This is a genomic window from Nostoc sp., assembly GCF_036919555.1.
In the GTDB taxonomy this organism is placed as follows: Bacteria; Cyanobacteriota; Cyanobacteriia; order Cyanobacteriales; family Nostocaceae; genus Nostoc.
The window spans coordinates 76,050-94,701 of sequence record NZ_JBALCS010000030.1 but is presented as its reverse complement, the minus strand read 5'-3'; the positions used below and the strand labels follow the sequence as shown (position 1 = coordinate 94,701).

The 18,652-nt window shown below is 42.1% G+C and carries 20 protein-coding genes; 6 read left to right on the top strand and 14 right to left on the bottom strand.

Going from position 1 to position 18,652, the window contains the following annotated elements:
* Positions 1-28 precede the first annotated feature (28 nt).
* The 4 genes from minD to V7K36_RS09100 all read right to left on the bottom strand — a co-directional run bounded on the left by minD (position 29) and on the right by V7K36_RS09100 (position 4,671).
* On the bottom strand, positions 29-835 hold the full coding sequence (gene minD, locus V7K36_RS09115) for a septum site-determining protein MinD (RefSeq protein ID WP_334824548.1): 807 nt from the start codon (positions 833-835) through the stop codon (positions 29-31).
* Positions 836-1,271: 436 nt separating this feature from the next.
* On the bottom strand, positions 1,272-2,306 hold the full coding sequence (minC, locus tag V7K36_RS09110) for a septum site-determining protein MinC (RefSeq protein WP_335115013.1): 1,035 nt from the start codon (positions 2,304-2,306) through the stop codon (positions 1,272-1,274).
* Between the two features lie 150 nt (positions 2,307-2,456).
* Positions 2,457-3,779, bottom strand: a complete 1,323-nt coding sequence (locus tag V7K36_RS09105; protein ID WP_335115011.1) for a four-carbon acid sugar kinase family protein — start codon at positions 3,777-3,779, stop codon at positions 2,457-2,459.
* 229 nt (positions 3,780-4,008) lie between these two features.
* Entirely contained in the window at positions 4,009-4,671 is a 663-nt protein-coding gene (locus V7K36_RS09100) for a hypothetical protein (RefSeq protein WP_335115009.1), read from the bottom strand.
* A 248-nt stretch (positions 4,672-4,919) separates the two neighbouring features.
* Here V7K36_RS09100 and V7K36_RS09095 point away from each other — a divergent pair, with 248 nt between their 5' ends.
* Complete coding sequence (locus tag V7K36_RS09095; protein ID WP_335115007.1) at positions 4,920-5,510, top strand: hypothetical protein; 591 nt, start codon at positions 4,920-4,922, stop codon at positions 5,508-5,510.
* Here V7K36_RS09095 and V7K36_RS09090 read toward each other — a convergent pair.
* From V7K36_RS09090 to V7K36_RS09070, 5 genes are all read right to left on the bottom strand, one after another.
* Positions 5,493-5,795 (bottom strand): PIN domain-containing protein, encoded by a 303-nt coding sequence (locus V7K36_RS09090; protein ID WP_335115056.1) that lies wholly within the window; start codon positions 5,793-5,795, stop codon positions 5,493-5,495. The two genes, V7K36_RS09095 and V7K36_RS09090, sit on opposite strands and share 18 nt — an antisense overlap.
* 112 nt (positions 5,796-5,907) lie before the next feature.
* Complete coding sequence (locus tag V7K36_RS09085) at positions 5,908-6,180, bottom strand: hypothetical protein (RefSeq protein WP_335115003.1); 273 nt, start codon at positions 6,178-6,180, stop codon at positions 5,908-5,910.
* Between the two features lie 592 nt (positions 6,181-6,772).
* On the bottom strand, positions 6,773-8,359 hold the full coding sequence (locus V7K36_RS09080) for a glucose-6-phosphate isomerase (RefSeq protein ID WP_335115001.1): 1,587 nt from the start codon (positions 8,357-8,359) through the stop codon (positions 6,773-6,775).
* Positions 8,360-8,470: 111 nt separating this feature from the next.
* Positions 8,471-8,728 (bottom strand): cytotoxic translational repressor of toxin-antitoxin stability system, encoded by a 258-nt coding sequence (locus V7K36_RS09075; RefSeq protein ID WP_334824577.1) that lies wholly within the window; start codon positions 8,726-8,728, stop codon positions 8,471-8,473.
* Positions 8,729-8,944: 216 nt separating this feature from the next.
* Positions 8,945-9,142, bottom strand: coding sequence for a hypothetical protein (locus tag V7K36_RS09070; RefSeq protein WP_335114999.1), 198 nt, complete (start codon positions 9,140-9,142; stop codon positions 8,945-8,947).
* 251 nt (positions 9,143-9,393) lie between these two features.
* Between V7K36_RS09070 and V7K36_RS09065 the strand changes: the two genes are divergently transcribed.
* The 3 genes from V7K36_RS09065 (at position 9,394) to V7K36_RS34070 (ending at position 12,152) form a co-directional block, all read left to right on the top strand.
* Positions 9,394-10,527, top strand: coding sequence for a branched-chain amino acid ABC transporter permease (locus V7K36_RS09065; protein ID WP_335114997.1), 1,134 nt, complete (start codon positions 9,394-9,396; stop codon positions 10,525-10,527).
* Entirely contained in the window at positions 10,517-11,299 is a 783-nt protein-coding gene (locus V7K36_RS09060) for an ABC transporter ATP-binding protein (RefSeq protein ID WP_335114995.1), read from the top strand. Before V7K36_RS09065 ends, V7K36_RS09060 begins: the two co-directional genes overlap by 11 nt.
* Before the next feature lie 496 nt (positions 11,300-11,795).
* Positions 11,796-12,152 (top strand): Uma2 family endonuclease, encoded by a 357-nt coding sequence (locus V7K36_RS34070; RefSeq protein WP_442948450.1) that lies wholly within the window; start codon positions 11,796-11,798, stop codon positions 12,150-12,152.
* A 246-nt stretch (positions 12,153-12,398) separates the two neighbouring features.
* Here the strand turns inward: V7K36_RS34070 and V7K36_RS09050 are convergent, their stop codons facing one another.
* Positions 12,399-12,989 carry a Uma2 family endonuclease gene (locus tag V7K36_RS09050; protein WP_335114993.1) on the bottom strand — a complete coding sequence of 197 codons (591 nt, stop codon included), beginning with the start codon at positions 12,987-12,989 and terminating at the stop codon, positions 12,399-12,401.
* Positions 12,990-13,019: 30 nt separating this feature from the next.
* Between V7K36_RS09050 and V7K36_RS09045 the strand changes: the two genes are divergently transcribed.
* Complete coding sequence (locus V7K36_RS09045) at positions 13,020-13,202, top strand: hypothetical protein (protein WP_335114990.1); 183 nt, start codon at positions 13,020-13,022, stop codon at positions 13,200-13,202.
* 460 nt (positions 13,203-13,662) lie between these two features.
* Here the strand turns inward: V7K36_RS09045 and V7K36_RS09040 are convergent, their stop codons facing one another.
* From V7K36_RS09040 to glpX, 4 genes are all read right to left on the bottom strand, one after another.
* A complete protein-coding gene (locus V7K36_RS09040) occupies positions 13,663-14,226 on the bottom strand; it encodes a DUF3455 domain-containing protein (protein WP_335114988.1) in 564 nt (187 codons plus the stop codon).
* 220 nt (positions 14,227-14,446) lie between these two features.
* Positions 14,447-15,007 (bottom strand): DUF2087 domain-containing protein, encoded by a 561-nt coding sequence (locus tag V7K36_RS09035; RefSeq protein WP_335114986.1) that lies wholly within the window; start codon positions 15,005-15,007, stop codon positions 14,447-14,449.
* A 100-nt stretch (positions 15,008-15,107) separates the two neighbouring features.
* A complete protein-coding gene (locus tag V7K36_RS09030) occupies positions 15,108-16,394 on the bottom strand; it encodes a glutamyl-tRNA reductase (RefSeq protein WP_335114984.1) in 1,287 nt (428 codons plus the stop codon).
* 241 nt (positions 16,395-16,635) lie between these two features.
* Positions 16,636-17,673, bottom strand: coding sequence for a class II fructose-bisphosphatase (glpX, locus tag V7K36_RS09025; protein WP_335114982.1), 1,038 nt, complete (start codon positions 17,671-17,673; stop codon positions 16,636-16,638).
* Positions 17,674-18,039: 366 nt separating this feature from the next.
* Between glpX and V7K36_RS09020 the strand changes: the two genes are divergently transcribed.
* On the top strand, positions 18,040-18,612 hold the full coding sequence (locus V7K36_RS09020; protein WP_335114980.1) for a DUF981 family protein: 573 nt from the start codon (positions 18,040-18,042) through the stop codon (positions 18,610-18,612).
* Positions 18,613-18,652 lie beyond the last annotated feature (40 nt).

The following is an 18,652-nucleotide window of genomic DNA, read 5'->3' as shown; positions in this document are numbered from 1 at the left end:
AGGTCTGGGGCGGAGACTGGAAAATAAGTTAAACAATCTTTGTCCACAACAACCTTCGTAGACGGGCGAAGATGCTGTCTTGGGACGAGTCGATCTCCAGAAATTCGACACTTTCCCCTTCTAATCTACGAGCAATGTTCTCAAAGGCTATGGCAGCTAAAGAGGGATTTTCCGCTAACACTAAGGGTTCGCCGCGATTGGTAGATACAATAACACGCTCGTCGTCAGGGATTACCCCGATCAGGGGAATGGCGAGAAGTTCCTGAACATCTTGCACTGACATCATATCATTTGCTTTCACCATTGCGGGTCTGATGCGGTTAATTATTAAATGAACACGCTTGATGCCTTGTGCTTCTAGTAACCCTACTACCCGGTCAGCATCACGAACTGAGGAAATTTCTGGCGTGCTGACAATTAGCGCTTCTTTTGCCGGACCGATCGCATTTTTAAACCCATTTTCAATACCGGCGGGGCTATCAATAATTACATATTGATACTTTTGTGCTAGTGCATTCACCAATAACTTCATCTGTTCTGGTGTGACTGCATCTTTGGAGCGATTTTGGGCTGCCGGTAAGAGTACGAGATTGGGTTGGCGCTTATCTTTCACCAAGGCTTGTTCTAAGCGGCACTCTCTGGCCAAGACTTCCACCGCAGTATAGACGATGCGGTTTTCTAGCCCTAGCAGCAAATCCAAATTTCTCAGACCAAAATCCGCATCAACCAAGGCAACTTGACGCCCCATTTTGGCTAAAGCCATGCCCAGATTTGCTGAAACTGTGGTTTTACCCACTCCTCCTTTACCGGAGGTAATCACAATAATGCGAGTCATGATAGAAATGCGGTCAATGAGGGTTCAGGAAATATAAAACAGTAAATTGCAGTATAAAGTATGAAGTATCGGATCAAGTATGAAGAAATATCTGATCTTCCTGATTCGGGTGAGGTATGAATATTTTTTTGAGCGCGATGTCTGACGACAAGCCCTTCTCTACGAGAGGCTGCGCCAACGGGTTCGGGGGTGACGCTCCTAACGTCGCTAACGCTACGCTATCGCAATCGACGGGAGCCGCCATCGCTTTTAGCGTCTCCCCTTGGGAGAAGACTGCGACCCCCTCACCGCTTTGCGTCTACGCTCGGTTGTGTGCAATACACTTCTCTAGGAGAAAGGAGAAAGGAGTTAGGGATTAGAGTAGTGTATTCCATCTACATGAAAACCGCTATATTTCATCCTTCGTATTCTTCATCCTTTAAGTAAATATTCCGGGTTACTGATTGCTCTTAGTAAATTGGTTTCTGGAAAAATCACTAGCTCTAGCGATGCGAATCCCTTGGGGTGTAATATGTGCCACTTCTGGAGAAAATTGCATCGGTAACTTTTCTGGTGCCCTAGCTACAGCATCTGCGATCCGCAATTGGGTTGGTTCCATTTGCAAGGCCATAATTAGACATTCACTATTGCCTCCAGCCCCAGCATGAGCGATTCCACGTAGACGGCCCCAGATGATAATATCTCCATCTGCAATTACAATACCACCTGGATTTAAATCTCCCAATAGAATTACTGTCCCAGGATGACGAATTTCTACTCCAGAACGGACTGTCATTTCCAGATAGAGGGCATCTGCCTGGGGTATGGCTGTGGCTGTTGGCTCTGAAACCAGAGAACTTACTGGCTGTAGTTGTTCTACAGAATACCCGGATGTGACGGCTGCGATCGCAGTTTGCCTACGACTTGTGGAGACAGATATGAGCCGGAGTTCGACTTCACTCAAAGCTTCGCCAAGTTCTTGCAGTTGTCTGGCATCTACTAGGCGATCTTGTGCCATTAGATGCACAGTGGTATTCGATATACGGAAGCGATCGCCTGCATTCAGACGCTGTTTTATTTGTTGCCAAATATCAGACCAACTGAGTTCTGAGGCAGATATTTGAGACTCTGGAGGCAAAATTAATAACAGTCGTCCCTCCTTACTCTTTAACTGGACTTGAGTATTGTCATTTAGGCGATGCCCTGGTAATGCTGACTCATCGGGATTTAAATCAGTTAGGATAAAATCTGATGCGGCATCAGGATTTGACTCTACATCTGAGTCAGCAGGATTTGACTCTACAGGAGCAAGGACAGTATTTGATTTTAAATAAAGGAGGACAGATTTTAACTCAGCATCCGGGAGGATAGAATCTGACTCTACATCAGAAACAGTAGGATTTAGCTCTACCTCAGAAAGGATAGAATTTGGTTCTGCATTAGGAAGTGCAGAATTTGACTCTAGATTGGGAGTCGCAGAATCAGAAGTCATGCATTACTAGCCAAAAGACAAGGGACACTCCGAATAATAATTACCAATATCAGTTGCAAAATGCAACAACATCCTCAAACAAGAAAGTGCTGATACTAATTCTAGGTGAGGCTGTGCTTTATTCACGTAGGGGGAATTCATGAATTGCCCTTAGAGGATAGTCAACCTTTGATAAATTGTCCCCAAGGCATCAGCATCGCCGACATTACCTGGAAACAGCACCACAGGCAAATTCGGAAACTGGGGATGATCGGACGGCGTTAACACCATTGAACAACCAGCTAAAATTTGACCGAGTAAGCGGGCTGAAGTTAAAGCTAGTCCAGTACTCAAAACATCGTTTGAGGTAATACCACCCTTGCTGATTAAGAATCCGATATCAGATGGTAAACCACGCACAATATCCATCAATAAACTTGAAACTTTTGTCCCAAACTCCAATCGTGTGTTGACATCTTTAAAACTCAGTTCCTGACGGCTAGTATAAACCACTGGTGTTTTGCCAGCCTCGTGTACCGCCCGTGTACTTTCCTGAATTTCATTTAGCAGTGCCGCAGATTGATTTGCCCGATCATCAAGTAATCGCGCTACATTCACTTCGATTCCCACTGTTCCTTCTACTTGCAACAGCGCCTCTAATTGCTGAGTAGTCTTTTTCACATGGGAACCAACAATCACCGCACCTGGTTTGCCTTGCCGCACGTACTGCGCCATCTTTTCGGCGGCAATGGGTTGGGGTGGTAAAGCTGCTAAAGCCGTTAAAATACTTGCTGCACTGCGAAACAGAAAGCGTTTCCCTTGACTTGCTGCTGCTAATATGTCTACTGCAAAGCGGTTAAGATCATCTTGAGTCTCACAATCTACGACAGCGCACTGATTACCATTGAGTTGTAACAAGCGTTCCAAACTCCCAGCGCGAATATCGGCCAGGAGAAATCTTTCTACAACTTCGGCACGAATTCGTCCTTGAGTCTTTTCTTCGACATACTTGGGTAAGTAACTGTGATGGTAGCTGAAGACTGAATCACGGGCAAATTCGGTTTCATGGACTGGGGTAGGTACACCAGCAATCATCAAGTAATGCACGCTGTCGCGGGTGATGCGTCCGCCCTCAAAAAATGCTGGTACGAGAAAATGAGCATCAAAGGGGCCAAGTTCTTGTGCGATCGCATCAGTTTCAATGGGATAATGCCCCCGCAAAGTAGAATCAGAACGGCTGACAATCAGAAAATCGTCAATTCCTTCAGCATCCAAGGCGATTTTCAGGTTTTGACAAACTTGTGTGGTTACAGATGCGGCTGACTCTGGCGTTAAGGATCTAGTGTTAGTCAGTATAAAGAAAATTGGCGAATCATCCTGTAACCCACTGCGTAGAGTGTCCACATCCCAGTGCATTAGCAGCAAGCAGCTGTGGACTGTTTGAGAACCTGTAGGATCATCATCCAGGACAATTATTTTGGGTTTTTTGCTCATTTTAAATTTTAAAAGTTTTAGGCGAATAGAATTCGCTACTACACAGGCAAAGTCCACCTCCGTGGACTAATACACAATCAAGGGTTTTCTAACCTGCGGAGGCAGGTTTTGTCTGTATAGCCAAGCCAGTGCGGTCTTGGGGGTTTCCCCCATGAGCAACTGGCGTGCGACTTCTAGTCGCCTTCTAGTCGCCCAAGCGAGTAATAAATTAGACTTTACAAACATCCACTCAGCCTTTGTGCAATTTTCTGATTTCTGCTTGCACATCGATCGCAATTTGCAATGATTGATTTAGTAGTTGAGCATATTCGCCTGCTTGACTACTAACTTCTAAAGCTTGCAGACTGGCTAAATTATTCACAAATAACTCTTGGTTATTAGCAAGCAATTTTTTATTATCTCGCAAAATCCGTTCCGTTTTCAGAGCGCGGACTAAATCTTCTCTAATCAGTTGCAGAGCGGCGGTTACTTTATCTCGGTCATGGATGCTGCTTTCTACGTTTCCTGATGCTGCCAATTGGTCATTAATATCTATAGCGCCAATCAGGTCATGATATTTATCAACTTCATCTAAAAGTATTGTCAGTCCTTCAGGACAGGTTAATTGTCGCCAGAGCGATCGCCCAACTAATATCGGGATTGGGACTAGAATTAGTAAGAGAATTCCTAGTCGAATTGAAGAACCAATAGTCGGCAGAATAATAAACGCGTAAACAGAGCCAACAATTATTGGCGTTAGCGCCAGCGTCACCAGCATTTCATTGATAAAAAACCCTAATCGCTTTTTGCTATCTCGCATAACCGAGGGTCGAAAAACGTCTTCTGGATCGAACCCAGTCAAACGTCTCAGTTCCCCCTTGCTAATTTCCAAGCCTATTAAGTCCGGCTGCACGGATTGATACTCCTTGAGGAAGCGCGAGTTGCGTATTTATTTTAAAGGGTAAACGTCAATTTAGTCTCCCGTCATTTATCCTAAGTCGGGTAGACATCAAATATTTCTATATAATCAATAACTATAGCAATCCTAAATCATTCGTGAGAGAGAAAATCGCTGAAAGGCTTTAAAATACGTACTTTTAATCTCAGTATTTTCTCAGGTTTAAATTCGGATTGCTATATAATAATTCAGTAAATAAATTTATGAGCATAGTTAACATCACATTTGATTCCAATGTTTGGCCTATCGTGGTCAGCCCAAATCGAGATAAATTTGGAAATGAACAGGCTCTCCCTAGCTTCCAAACAATAAATTTATCCATCAGAAACGGATATGCAAAAGGTTTCTTGGCTGAGACAGTTTTTACTCTAGAAGCCGTTAAAAGGGTAGATAGGCGTAAATTTATTCAAGACTATAATCCACCCTTTATAGTTGAAGAATATATTCAAGGAAACAATATAGGATTGGGAATTAATATTGCTCCAGATAAAACCTCTCATCCTGGAAATAATACATATTTTATTTCAGACTTACATGATGCTTTGTTATTGGGATTTAGAGTTTTACCATGTAAAAGATTCGGTTGGATAAAGAATCCTGACTTAAGAGATGAATGGTTTACAAAATTAACAGATGCAGAAATATCTTCCTATGAAGATGCATTTGGAGAAGTAGTAAATAAAATCAAAAACTACCTCTGTGGTAGTTACGAAATTAATCGGTTGCTTAGAGCGATGCCTACGGCGGTAAACTACGCACTTTTTATTACACATTGGTCAAGGAGAGTTTGTTAATTCCTCAATTAATTGTTCAGCAGTTAGAATTCGGGGAGTAACAACAGGGAAATCTTGAGGGTTACGGCTAATAATTGCATCTAATTGATTCAATACAGCCGTGGAGTATTGAATAGCATCTTCAAAATCTCTAAAATTGGCTGTTAGAGCCATTGTAATTACAGCCTGATTTACTGTAGCAACTTGGCAAAAGACAACTAACTGCTTTAAATAAGTAAGCATCCAATCTCGACCTCTTGCTCTACGAATGATGTAATATAAATCACTAAACGTTGAAGCTGAAATATAACCTTCAATTTGCCCTTGTTCAATCAGTGATAAAATTTGTTCACTTGCATCCCAAAAGGCTCTCTTTCAAGGGCATTATCAACAATGATATTGGTATCTAGCAATACTTTCATAGATTATACTTCTCTTTCAAACGCTCCCACCTAGCTTCGTCTGTGTCAAACTCTGGTGGAACGGCTGGGGCATTTTCAAATAAACCCTCAAATGCTTTCACCCTAGATTTTATCTTAGGTGTTTCTGCTGCTGGTTTACGCGGTGGGACTATAGTATTAACTGTCTGTAAGACGATCACTTCCACGTCTCCGGAGGGTAAATCCACAGATTCACTAATCACCAAGTTACCTGCGAGATCGATTTTCCCCTTTAATTTGTAAGCTTGCATAATATTTCTCCTACGACTCTATTTTTAGATTATCCCGCGCTGACCAAATTGTATCATCTTGAGAAATGTTTAAAGGAGACTTTGCTTTTGCAACCATGATACCGATTGAAATTTTTATTTTATAAATAACCCCTAAAGCTTGGTTAAATAACATTAGAACAATCAAATATGCACGTTTAATTTCAGCCGTATTTACGGAATCATCATCCCAGACATGAAAGCCATCAATTCCCGCATCGCCCTTTGTATGAAAGCAATTCAGAAAAAACTATTATCATTTTGATTTAGGTTATGATCCTTTCTTTGGTCAGCACAAATTAAGTATCTATTCTAATCAGCTTTAGCGTGATGATTGTGGTTATATTCGGGAAACTAGTTTTCATCTAAAATTTGCTCTAAAGAACCAATTGGTATACAGGGGAATAGTCAATGGAAAGTTGAGAGCGATCGCTTTTACTTTCTACTGATACTGCCTACATAACAGTAAAGCATCCTAGACTGAAGATATATCTTCTAGCTAGAATGCTTCACAATAAAAAATTGTTGCTGATACAACAATTATGAACAAAATGTGATATTTAAACTAGAGCTATCAGCTACCAGAAACCATCAAACTACCGGGTTTCTGAAGATCACCTTGCAAAACTACACCTCGCTGATTGGCATGGATATGACGCAAAATCTTGTAAATTGCCTCAACTTGCTCTGATGCGCCTGCCTTCTTTGCGAGTTCGTCAAGAGAAAGGGGAGTTTTTTCTTTTTGTAGCACTGCTACCACTCGTGTTTGCAAATCGAGAATGGTGGCGGCAGCTTTTTTGCCAGCTTCTACCCCTGGTTGATGGTAGGCGTTGACGTTAATCAAGCTAGCGTATAAACCAACAGCGCGTTCATACAAAGCAATTAATGCGCCTACAGTTCGGGGGTTAACTTGGGGAATCGTGACTGTAATCGAATCGCGGTGATTTTCATAAAGCGCTTGTCGGGTTCCTTGGAGAAAACCGGAAAGATAATCGCCTGTTGTAACTCCGGGATCTATTTCAGTGGATGGGCCTTGACGATCTTCCAACACTTCGATGAAGGTAGCAAAGAAATTCGCTACACCCTCACGCAACTGCTGGACATAAGCGTGTTGATCTGTTGAGCCTTTGTTGCCATAAACGGCAATGCCTTGATGGACAATGTTGCCATCTAAGTCTTTTTCCTTGCCCAAGGATTCCATCACTAGCTGTTGCAAATAGCGACTGAATAAAAATAAGCTGTCCTTGTAAGGTAGGACAACCATATCTTTTTCGCCTTTTCCATTGCCAGCAAAGTACCAAGACAAAGCAAGCAAGGCTGCTGGGTTATTTTTGATATCTGGGACGCGGGTAGCGTCATCCATTTCTTTTGCACCATCTAGGATGGCGCGAACATCAATGCCCTGCAATGCTGCTGGTACTAGCCCCACAGCAGACATTTCTGAGGTGCGTCCTCCTACCCAGTCATACATAGGGAATCTGGCCAGCCAGCCTTCATCTTTGGCTAGCTTATCGAGGTTGCTATCAACGCTAGTAATAGCTACCGCATATTGGGCAAATTCTAAATTGTGTCCAGCGTAGGCTTTTTTAACTTCAATCATACCGTTGCGAGGTTCCGGCGTTCCCCCAGATTTGGAGATTACCAATACCAAAGTGCTGTTGAGGCTATTTCGCACATGATTGAGAACGCGATCTATACCTGCCGGATCGTTGTTATCGATAAAGTGAAGTTTCAGGGGCGGGAAATCAGGAGCGAGGGCTTCAGCCACGAATTGGGGGCCGAGGGCGGAACCACCAATGCCAATGGAGATAATATCCGTGAAGCGGCTTGCTCTAGGAGGATGAATAGCACCTGTTTGGACTTTTTCGGCAAAGGCTTCGATTTGTTCTAGGGTTTGGACAATTTCTTGTGTAAGTTCTGGAGTTGGCGCTAAATCAGGATTTCGCAGCCAGTAATGTCCAACCATGCGGTTTTCGTCAGGATTTGCGATCGCACCCTTTTCCAGTTCAGCCATATCCGCAAACGCCTTCTCAAACTTCGGACGCAACGAATCCACGAAGGCATCATCGAACTGAATTCGACTCACATCTAAGTACAGTCCCAATCCCTCGTGGAAATATAACCAGTTTTGGTATCGTTGCCAAAGTGCCCTAGCATCCATAGGGAAATCTCAAATAAAGTGTTTTTCAAAACCAGTTTAATGTAAGGTTATAGCAATCCCTGCCTAGCCTTATACTATTTACAGTTTTAAGTATTCGCTTAACTCCTCTTGTTAAACATCTGGCATAGGGATGACACGCAGAAATTTCACAATTTCACCCCTGATTTCTATACCAATCAGATAATTATCGAGGGTGAAGCGGTGAAAAATGCCTTCACTATTAAGCTGTCGTAGTTCTTTTAAATCACTCAGCTGCCACTTTTGGGCTAACTCAACAAAGACAAAATCATGCACCCGCTCGTAGGCAGCAGGCTCTAAATTCTTCAGGTCTAGCAAAAAAGACCTTGCATAGCGTATTTCTAGACTCACTAGACGTTACCTTAACCAAAACTTGAGGGACGACACCAAAAGAGTGGTGAGTTGAAAGTGCTGAGTCAATAAGTAGTACTAAGACTTACAATTCAGCACATGGATCTAAAATCCTCTGGCTTTAGCTCTAAATAAATAATAAACAAATTTCTTCCTAACTAATCCCTTCGCTTTAACTATGGGCTACCACTCAGCACTACTAAAAGCGCTGCTGAATCAGAAAAACATCAACAGTCTTATCGCTTCTTCATGGGTTAAGATATCCCACGGTTGCTGCGATCGCTTAACTTCTTCTATGGCTTTGAGCATATGAAAGTCATAATATAAAGCTTCGATAACATCCCAAATGTCTTGCAAATCCTCATCGGCTAACTGCTCGATTAAGTGATGCATTCTAAGTCGCAGCAAATTCATACGTTAATTATTCTCTACAACCCAACACCAACAATAAATAGTATTCCCAAAAAATTAGCACCGCTCAAGCTACGCTAAAATTTATTCGCCAAGCGTTGAGAGCAGAAGGGCAGGGGGAGCAGGGGAAGCAGGGAGAGAGGAAGAAATAAATATACTAATGCCCCATGCCCAATGCCCCATGCCCCATGCCCAATGCCCAATGCCCAATGCCTAATGCCCCATGCCCCATGCCCAAATAACTATTTTTTAATATGGTTGAATATCTCATTTTCTTAGCAATTTCTACAGCACTTTTCGCTCTATTTGCACTAGGACTCAATTTGCAGTGGGGCTTTACCGGGTTAATTAACTTTGGTCATATTGCTTTTATGACCCTCGGAGCATATACAACCGTATTGTTAAGCTTAAAGGGCGTACCCCTACTGATATCGGCAATAGCTGGGGCAATTGTCGCCGCCTTGTTGGGTTTGATAATTGGTTTTGCAACTCTACGCTTGCGGGAAGATTACCTAGCAATTGTCACTATTGGTACGGGCGAACTAATTCGTTTGGTGGTAAATAATCAGCAATTACCTGTCGGTGACACCTGGATTTCGGGGGCGTTTGGCGTACAAAGTTATCGCATACCCCTATCCACAGAGCCGAATTTGTTTGTCAGATTTGTGATGATTGGGCTGTTGACGCTGCTGGCTGCTGTAACTTTCTTTACGTTGTGGCGATGGATTCGCATTACCCAAATATCTCGGACTACTGATTTAGGTAAAAGGATAACTAGCAAACAAGAATTTGCATCGCGCTTAGGTGTGGGAATTGTGTTAGCAGTTTTGGCAGCAGCGATTTATATTTCTGGGGTGATCGGACTGTATAATTACAACCCAAAAGCGGGTCTAATGCTGGTGTTGCTGTTGGTTTTAGCGTTTGTATACTGGCGCTTAGAAATTTTGGTGCGATCGCCTTGGGGTAGAATTCTCAAAGCCATCCGCGAAGATGAAGAAATTCCCAAGGCGCTAGGAAAAAATGTCTTTTGGTATAAATTACAATCTCTCATGCTTGGAGGTGCGATCGCCGGGATTGCTGGTGCTTTCTTCGCTTGGCAACTGGGCGCCATTTACCCGGATAATTTCCAACCGCAGATCACCTTTGACACTTGGATAATGGTGATTTTAGGTGGTTCTGGGAATAATGTTGGCACAATTTTAGGTGCGGTAATTTTCTTTGCTTACGATGCATTGACACGAGAAGTCTTGCCCAGAATCGTTTCCCTTGATGAAGCACGTTTAGGTGCATTTCGGATCATGGTAATCGGACTAATTTTGATGGTACTGATGATTTGGCGACCTCAAGGTATTCTAGGGAAAAAGGAGGAACTCACTCTTGGTAAATAACCAGTCATCGCCACTTCCCCTTTTGGTAGCCACTGGACTTTCTAAAAGCTTTGGTGGTGTCAAAGCAGTTAATGAGGCGAAAATCGAAGTTGCTAAAGGCACCATCACGGGCTTGATTGGCCCCAATGGTGCTGGTAAAACTACTTTATTTAACTTACTCTCAAACTTCATTCGCCCAGATAAGGGACGAGTGATTTTTGACGGCGAACCTATTCACAACTTGCAACCATATCAAATCGCCCAGCAGGGAGTAATCCGCACTTTTCAGGTTGCACGGACTCTCTCGCGGTTGTCGGTGTTAGAAAATATGCTGCTGGCGGCGCAAAAACAAACGGGTGAAAATTTTTGGCAGGTGCAGTTGCAACCGCATGTTGTCGCTAAGGAAGAAAAGCAACTGCAAGAACGGGCAATGTTTCTATTAGAATCAGTCGGTTTGGCAAAAAAAGCACACGATTATGCTGGTAGTTTGTCTGGTGGACAACGCAAGCTGCTGGAAATGGGACGGGCGCTGATGACTAATCCCAAGTTAATTTTGTTGGATGAACCAGCAGCTGGGGTGAATCCGAAATTAATTGATGATATTTGCGATCGCATTATCACTTGGAACCGTCAGGATGGGATGACCTTTCTGATTATTGAACACAATATGGATGTAATTATGTCCTTGTGCGATCGCGTTTGGGTACTTGCCGAAGGACAGAATTTAGCTGACGGTACGCCCGCAGAAATTCAAACTAATCCCAAAGTTCTAGAAGCGTATTTGGGACAATAGAGTGCGATTGGCTTTCTGTTTCAAAGCTCTCCCACACCTATGTATACACACAAGTCATCGAATTACCCAAAACAAAATAAAAACCTCACCCTGTCCTATCTTTAATCCCTCTCCTTACTAAGAAGAGGGACAGGTTTTACTACGTAAAGCCAGGGTGAGGTATCTCAAAGGCGGTTTGGGGCTTAGGTTTGAGAGACACTCGTACACAGCATCAAATCTTCGGAAATTTGGCTCGTGTTAAAATCAAAGCAAATATTATATCATAGTGGAAAAAATCTATGTCAATGATGACAGTCAAAGATTTAGAGCAAGTTCAAACCGTTTTTACCGAAGCAGGTTTAGATTACCAGCTGGAACTCGAAAATGGGATAATTTCAATTATAAGCCCGTCAGATATTGTATCCAGCGAAATCAGTAGTCGTCTCATTGCCTTTCTCTTTGCTTGGGTAAGTCCTCGTCGCTGGGGAAGAGTGTTTGCTCCGCAGACGGTTTCATCATGCCAGATACAAACCTTAAAGCACCCGATGTTTCCTTTGTTCGAGCTTCCCGACTTCTCCAAAGTCCTCGTTACTTTGGAGAACTTGTCCCCGACTTGATGGTAGAAATTAAATCTCAGGGCGATAGAATTAAACTTATAACAACCAAAATTCTAAAATTTATAGAACTAGGAGCGATCATCGGCATTCTGATCGATCCTGATGAAGAGACAGTTACAATTTATCGCTCTATAGGCGAACCTACAGTTTTAGAAAATGGTGAGATTTTAACTATACCAGAACTTTTTCCCGGTTGGGAATTGCCCATTACTGAATTGTGGCCTCCTATCTTTACCGAGGAAGAAACACAAATTTAGTGAATAACTTTGGTAGCGACTGAACCAATACGCTTGGGTTAAGGATAGTTGTAGGTTGGGTTTCACTTCGTTCAACCCAACAAACCACGAAAAATGTTGGGTTTTGTTCCTCAACCCAACCTACGCTGGTTAAGGTTTTTGGCTTTAACTGAACTGTATTGGCGACTGAACCGCATTATCACTTGGAACCGTCAAGATTGGATAGACTTTTGTAGGCAAATTACGAATTACGAATTACGAATTATTTTAGTCTTCGTTATTTTCTGCAAAATTGACTTGCTCGTAAAGGTCGCGCAATTCAATTTTAAAATCAACCGTTTGCAGTGATAAGGTTGCAGATTCATGTTCAAATTCAGTAAATGACCATTGACTTTCCGCAGTTTTTACATACTGCATCACATGATAGTGATATTGGTCAATTAAAATATATTCCTTGAATTCTGGAATAGAGCGATAATAAAGAAACTTATCGCCTTGGTCATAATTTTTAGTCGATTTAGATAAAACTTCAGCAATTAACATCGGGTTCATAACGGTTGTTGTGCTGGTTCCTGTATAAATAGGTTGTCCCTCAATCACCATCACATCGGGATACGTATGCTGCCGATAACGGGGTATCCACAAACGCACATCACCAATATAAACATCATAATTTTTACGCCTTAAAGCAATTTTTAAGGATGCAGCTAAATTCAAAGCAATTTTATTATGATTTGTAGTGCCACCCGTCATCGGTACAATTTCTCCATTACGATATTCGCTTTTATATTCCGCCTTTTCTTCAATTTCTAAATACTCTTCAGGTGTGTAATAGAATTTTTGTGTTTCTAACTGCATAAACATACGACCTATGATTGTAAGGCTATTGTGCGGCTAAAATTTTTTGATGATATTACCATTTTAAAGTGCTGTCTGAAGTTAGTCGGCTACAAGTTTGATGTTTGGTGGGGAACGGGTTGGGGCTTAGGTTTGAGAGACAGTCGCACACAGCGTCAAATCTTCGGAAATTTGGCTGGTGTTAAAATCGAATTTAATATTGTAGTTGATTGATGATATTTGCGATCGCATTATCACTTGGAATCGTCCTAAACTATAAGAAAGCCCAAGAGTGGAGGCATAGCATTATGGTAATCACTCCTAATACCGCATCTGAGGTCATCTACCCCACAAACTTTAGAAATATATCGCCTTGATGGATACAAGTTTCTTGCACCCGTTGAGCTTGACCAAATACGTACACAAGAACGTCAACGTGCTGAACAAGAACGTCAAGCCAAAGAAATAGCTCTCCAACAACTAGAGGAAGAACGCCAACGATATCAAGATTTATTGAAACGACTACAAGAATGGGGAATTGACCCAGAACAACTTTTGTGAAACATCTTTTATATCTATGGTGGTCCCCTATCTTTACCCAGGAAGAAACACAAATTGCCACTATCAACTCTAAGCTAAGAGGTGGTTATATCTTCTAAGGATTTAGGCTACTCAAAGACATATAAATATTGAGTTAAGGCACCGCTTTATAAAAGTAGTAGTTAGAGCTATAGCTAACTGATAATTGAGAATTTCTGTGAGTTATGTCACATCCTCTAGTAGGTGCTTTACCTCCTACAGTATTTACCCGTTGGATGTATTTCACTTTGCTGAATATACCATTACCCTCATTTGATTTTGCTTCAAGGAGCAACCAAGGAATGGCACTCTGGTTTGGTGAGTTGGCACGCGATTTTACTTGACCGATAACCTTGCTGCCATCATTTGCTTCCCAAGTAGGACCAGCATAGTGCTTGCCGATTTTCTGCCCTTTGTTATCGAATAAGTAAGCCTGTGGTGCCTTGAAAATCCACTCGAATTCGTAGAGATTGTCAACCTTAGCCTGACACTGATAAATTTGCGTCCCTTTAGCACTTACCTTTAGCACAAGCGTCTGTCCTGTTGGTACTTTCAAGTTCTCAGGAACGTTTAGCTGCGATATCAGCTTTTGTTGTTGGTTTTGAGCTAATCCAGCCTGCGTCACCAATAACGGAAGTAGGACAAAATATTTATATCTAAACTTGTTGTTTATTTTCATACTTTAATACCCTGAGAGTAATCCACAAAAAAATTTATTTGATAACTAAGCTGACTTACCAAATATTTTAACAAACTATCTCTTAAGATTTTGAAACCGCTTTGAGCTGTTTTTCAAAGAGTAACTAAATAAACTGGTTAGATAGCTACTCCTAATTCAGTGGTCATAATTACGAATTAGTAATTACGAATATTTCAGAAATTAAATATGAGTCCTATATCTACGTTGTTCGCCAATAAACCCCATTCTCTCGCTGCATTAACTGGGAAGCAATAAACTCCCGTCGCAGGGTGGCGCAGTCAGGATGGTAGCGTTTGAGAATGTCATTTACCAGGCGTTCAGGGTAGTTGACTCCTACCTCAAACTGGTTTGCTAACCATTTGAGAATAACTAGACGCTTTTTGCGACTAGCGGGGATTTCCTTGAGACATTCGCCCTCAAAATAGTTTTTTAATACTTTGCTTTCCCAAGCCTCAGTATCCACATCCTCTATCAAAGATGCTATTTTCTCAGGTGTGAAAATTTCCTTACTAATGCTTTGCAAAGCTTCGCTATCCAATTGATATATACGGCTATTGCCATCAGGGCGCATCGTCACCAAATTTAGCTCCTTAAGTTTCGCTAAATGATGGGATACCGTCGGTTCCTTGAGTTGCAGTAGCACCGCCAATTCTTCGACGCTGCACTCTTGGTTCGCCAAAATACCTACAATCTTCAATCGGCTATCATCCGCTAATGCTTTGAAAAAGCGCAGTAAGATGTTAAATTGCTCTGCTTGCATAACTAACTTCTAATTAGATAGATGTCTAATTAGAAGTATATCTAATTGAAAACCTGAGATCCCCGATTTCTCAAAAAAGTCAGGGATTTTGTTGTTCAGTTTAACTGAACTGTTCCTCTGCATCTAGGTTGAACAGCATTTGCAGAGTTTGCATACAGCGCCGTCTAGCTTCAACATCTTGCTGCGATCGCAATTGCACCATCGGATCATGTAAAATTTTATTGACAATTCCCCGCGTTAATGCTTCAATCACCTCTTGATGTTTTTCAGCGAATTCTGAACCTAATCTCGATAAAGCTTTTTCTAATTCTTGTTCGCGAATGGTTTCGACTTTATTTCGCAGACAGCTAATAGTGGTAACAGTTTCAAGAGAGCGCCACCAAATATCAAAGGCTTCCACTTCTTCCTCTAAAAGTCGCTCGGCTTCCTGTGCAATCTTTCGACGGCTTTCGTAGTTTTGCGCCACCACAGCCTTCAAATCATCCACATTAAACGCTTGCACATTTTCCAATTCATTTACATCCGCATGAACATTACGCGGCACAGAAATATCAAATAACATCAGAGAGCGCTGAACTTCTAAAACCATTTCTAACTTGGCACGGTCAAGTATCGGCTCTATTGCCGAAGTACTTGTAAACACCAAATCACTATCGGCAATTACGGTCATCATTTCCGATAGCGGATGAATTTGGATAAGTTGTTGAGGGAACTGCTTTGCTAATTCTTGGGCGCGATCGCGAGAGCGATTTACAATACTAATTTGCACAGCACCTTTAGAAAGCAAGTGTTGCACCAGCAACCGCGACATTTTACCAGCACCCAAAATTACCACTCGACAAGCAGCTAAATTTGCCACTTTTATCTGTGCTAACTCCACAGCTGCCGAACTAATAGAGACAGCGCCAGTACCAATACTAGTTTCAGTGCGAACCCGCTTACCAGCTGTTAGCGCTTGTTTAAATAATCGATTCAAAATGGTTTTTATACCGTTATATTGCTGCCCCAGTTTGTGAGTAGTTTTCACCTGAGCCAGAATTTGACCTTCTCCGAGTACGAGACTATCTAAACCACCTGCTACCCGCATGACATGCATCACTGCATCATCATGTAGCAGCATAAATAAATGTTGTCGCAGAGAAATAACGGGCAATTTACTGTATTCCGCAAGAAACTGAGTTATTTCCCGGATACCTTGGTCTGCTTCATTGGTAACAATGTAGATTTCCAGACGGTTACAAGTACTAAGAATTGCAACTTCTTCAATATGAGGATAGCTGGCCAGTTGAGCGATCGCACTTTCAATTTGTGGTTCTGGAATGCTCAGTTTTTCCCGGACTTCTACTGGGGCTGTTTTATGGCTTAACCCCACCACTGCTATATTCATTTGCTAAATCGTAGTTACTAGTTGGTAGTTGCGAATCGGGTATTGAGTGAGAATAGGGAATGGGGAATTGTTTATTTATTGTTTGGTAGTTTTTCCCAGCAACAAACAACAAATAATCACTAACTACTAACTACTAACTACTGTAAGGATGAAGCATTTTGGTGACTATTTTTCCCTTTTATAGAAAGATTTCTTTCCAAATGCTCCGCCCCTACTTTTACCATTCCCCATTCCCAAAAAATTAGTTCAGCTGGAGAACTTTTGGTTCACCAAACAAGTGAATTGTGTCAACAAATCGAGCCGTTTTCGACTGGTTGGAAATAACCAAGCTTTGAGTTCTTGCTCCGTCCTTGAAGAAACGTACACCTTGCATGAGATTACCACTGGTAATACCGCTAGCAGCGAACAGAATAGTTTTACCAGATGCCAGTTCATGAGCATCATAGACCTTATCGGCGTCATTGATATTCATAGACTTTAAACGATCAAGGTTAGCTTCTCTGCTTTCTCCAATCAGACCTGTTTTTACTACTGCGGGATCGTAGATCAGTTGACCTTGGAAATGTCCACCCAAAGCACGCATTGCTGCTGCCGAGATTACACCTTCAGGAGCCGCACCGATACCCATCAGCGCGTGGATATTAGTTCCAGCAAAACCACAGCTTATAGCTGCACCCACATCACCATCTGAAATTAGGGCGACTCTCGCTCCAGCCTCACGAATTTCTTTAATTAAATCGTTATGGCGTTCGCGCTTCATGACTACTACTACAAGTTCATCAATACCCCGGTCTAAAACCTCAGAGAGAATCTTCAGGTTTTCCGTGGCTGACTTGTTGATGTCTACCTTGCCCTTAGCTGCGGGAGGTGCTGCTAACTTCTTCATGTAAAAGTCAGGAGCAGCAAATAATCCACCCTTTTCAGAAATTGCCAACACAGCCATCGAACCAGGTTGTCCATAAGCTACCAGGTTCGTACCTTCGCAGGGGTCAACTGCGATATCAATTTCAATTAGCTCATCTGGGTTACAAAAATTTTGGGCATCTGGTTGGGTACAGATACCAACTTCTTCCCCGATGTATAACATCGGCGCGTCATCGCGTTCGCCTTCCCCGATCACGATGCGACCACGCATGTGGATTTTATTCATCCGTTCCCGCATAGCTTCTACAGCTACCTGGTCAGCGATGTTTTTTTCGCCTTTCCCCATCCACTTTGCGGATGCGATCGCGGCTTGCTCTACTACTTCAATAATCTCTAAACCAAGTGTATTTTCCACAGAGTCCGCCCTCTCAACTGCTTGAATTTCTGTCTTTTATCTGGCTATTTCAGACTTCAAGTCTACCAAAGGGCGGATACACCTGGAAGAAAGTTAAGTTTTACTGCTAACTGGTTAGAAAAGTGCCAGTTAACACATCCTTATTTTTTACTCTCTAACTACTTCAGTATAAAGCGTGTTCAAAAGTAACTAAGTTAATAACTGGCACAAATGGGTAGCAGTGTATACTTAGAATATTGCTTGTCTTCAGTATCTATCTTCAGGTATAAAATAATAAAGAAAAAAGCTGGGAAATTCATTAAAAACTCAAAAATAAGCGAAAAACGAGGCGTAGAGTAAATAGCTTGTCAAATTAAGAGGTTAATCGTGTTTATCGACTACATCACACTAATGTTAATCAATATGGTAGCTGGGTTATTTCTACTAGCTGACTATGTGTATCGTGGTATAGATAGTTCTAATCAAAGACAGTGGATTCCGGGATTTGGGATTACGGGTGCGATCGCACTAACAACTGGTTTACACATGAGCTTCACCTGGCCAGTAATCGGTAGCTTTAACATTGCCTATGGTGAGACAAGTGTCTTATTTGGTATCTTGTTTGTTGCGGCGGCGATCGCTCTGGCTCAAGGTTGGGATTTATTCACAATAGCAGTTTACGGCTTTTTTGCTGGTGTAGTTGCGATCGAAGTAGGTATCCGCATCATCAACTTGAATTTGACAAAGCAACCGCTTTTGTCGGGAATCGGCTTTATTTTAACTGGATTAGGTGGTATTTTTGCAGCGCCAACTCTCTATTGGAAAACCAACAGAATTTGGCGGCTAATTGGTGTAGCAGTACTGATAGTAGCCGCTCTAATTTGGGCATTGACTGGATATTTATCTTATTGGAATCATTTAGAGAGTTTCCAAAAGTGGGTTCCAGCCTCAATGCGGTAAGCAATGCCAGCAATGATCTAGGCTAGAGATATAGTTAAAA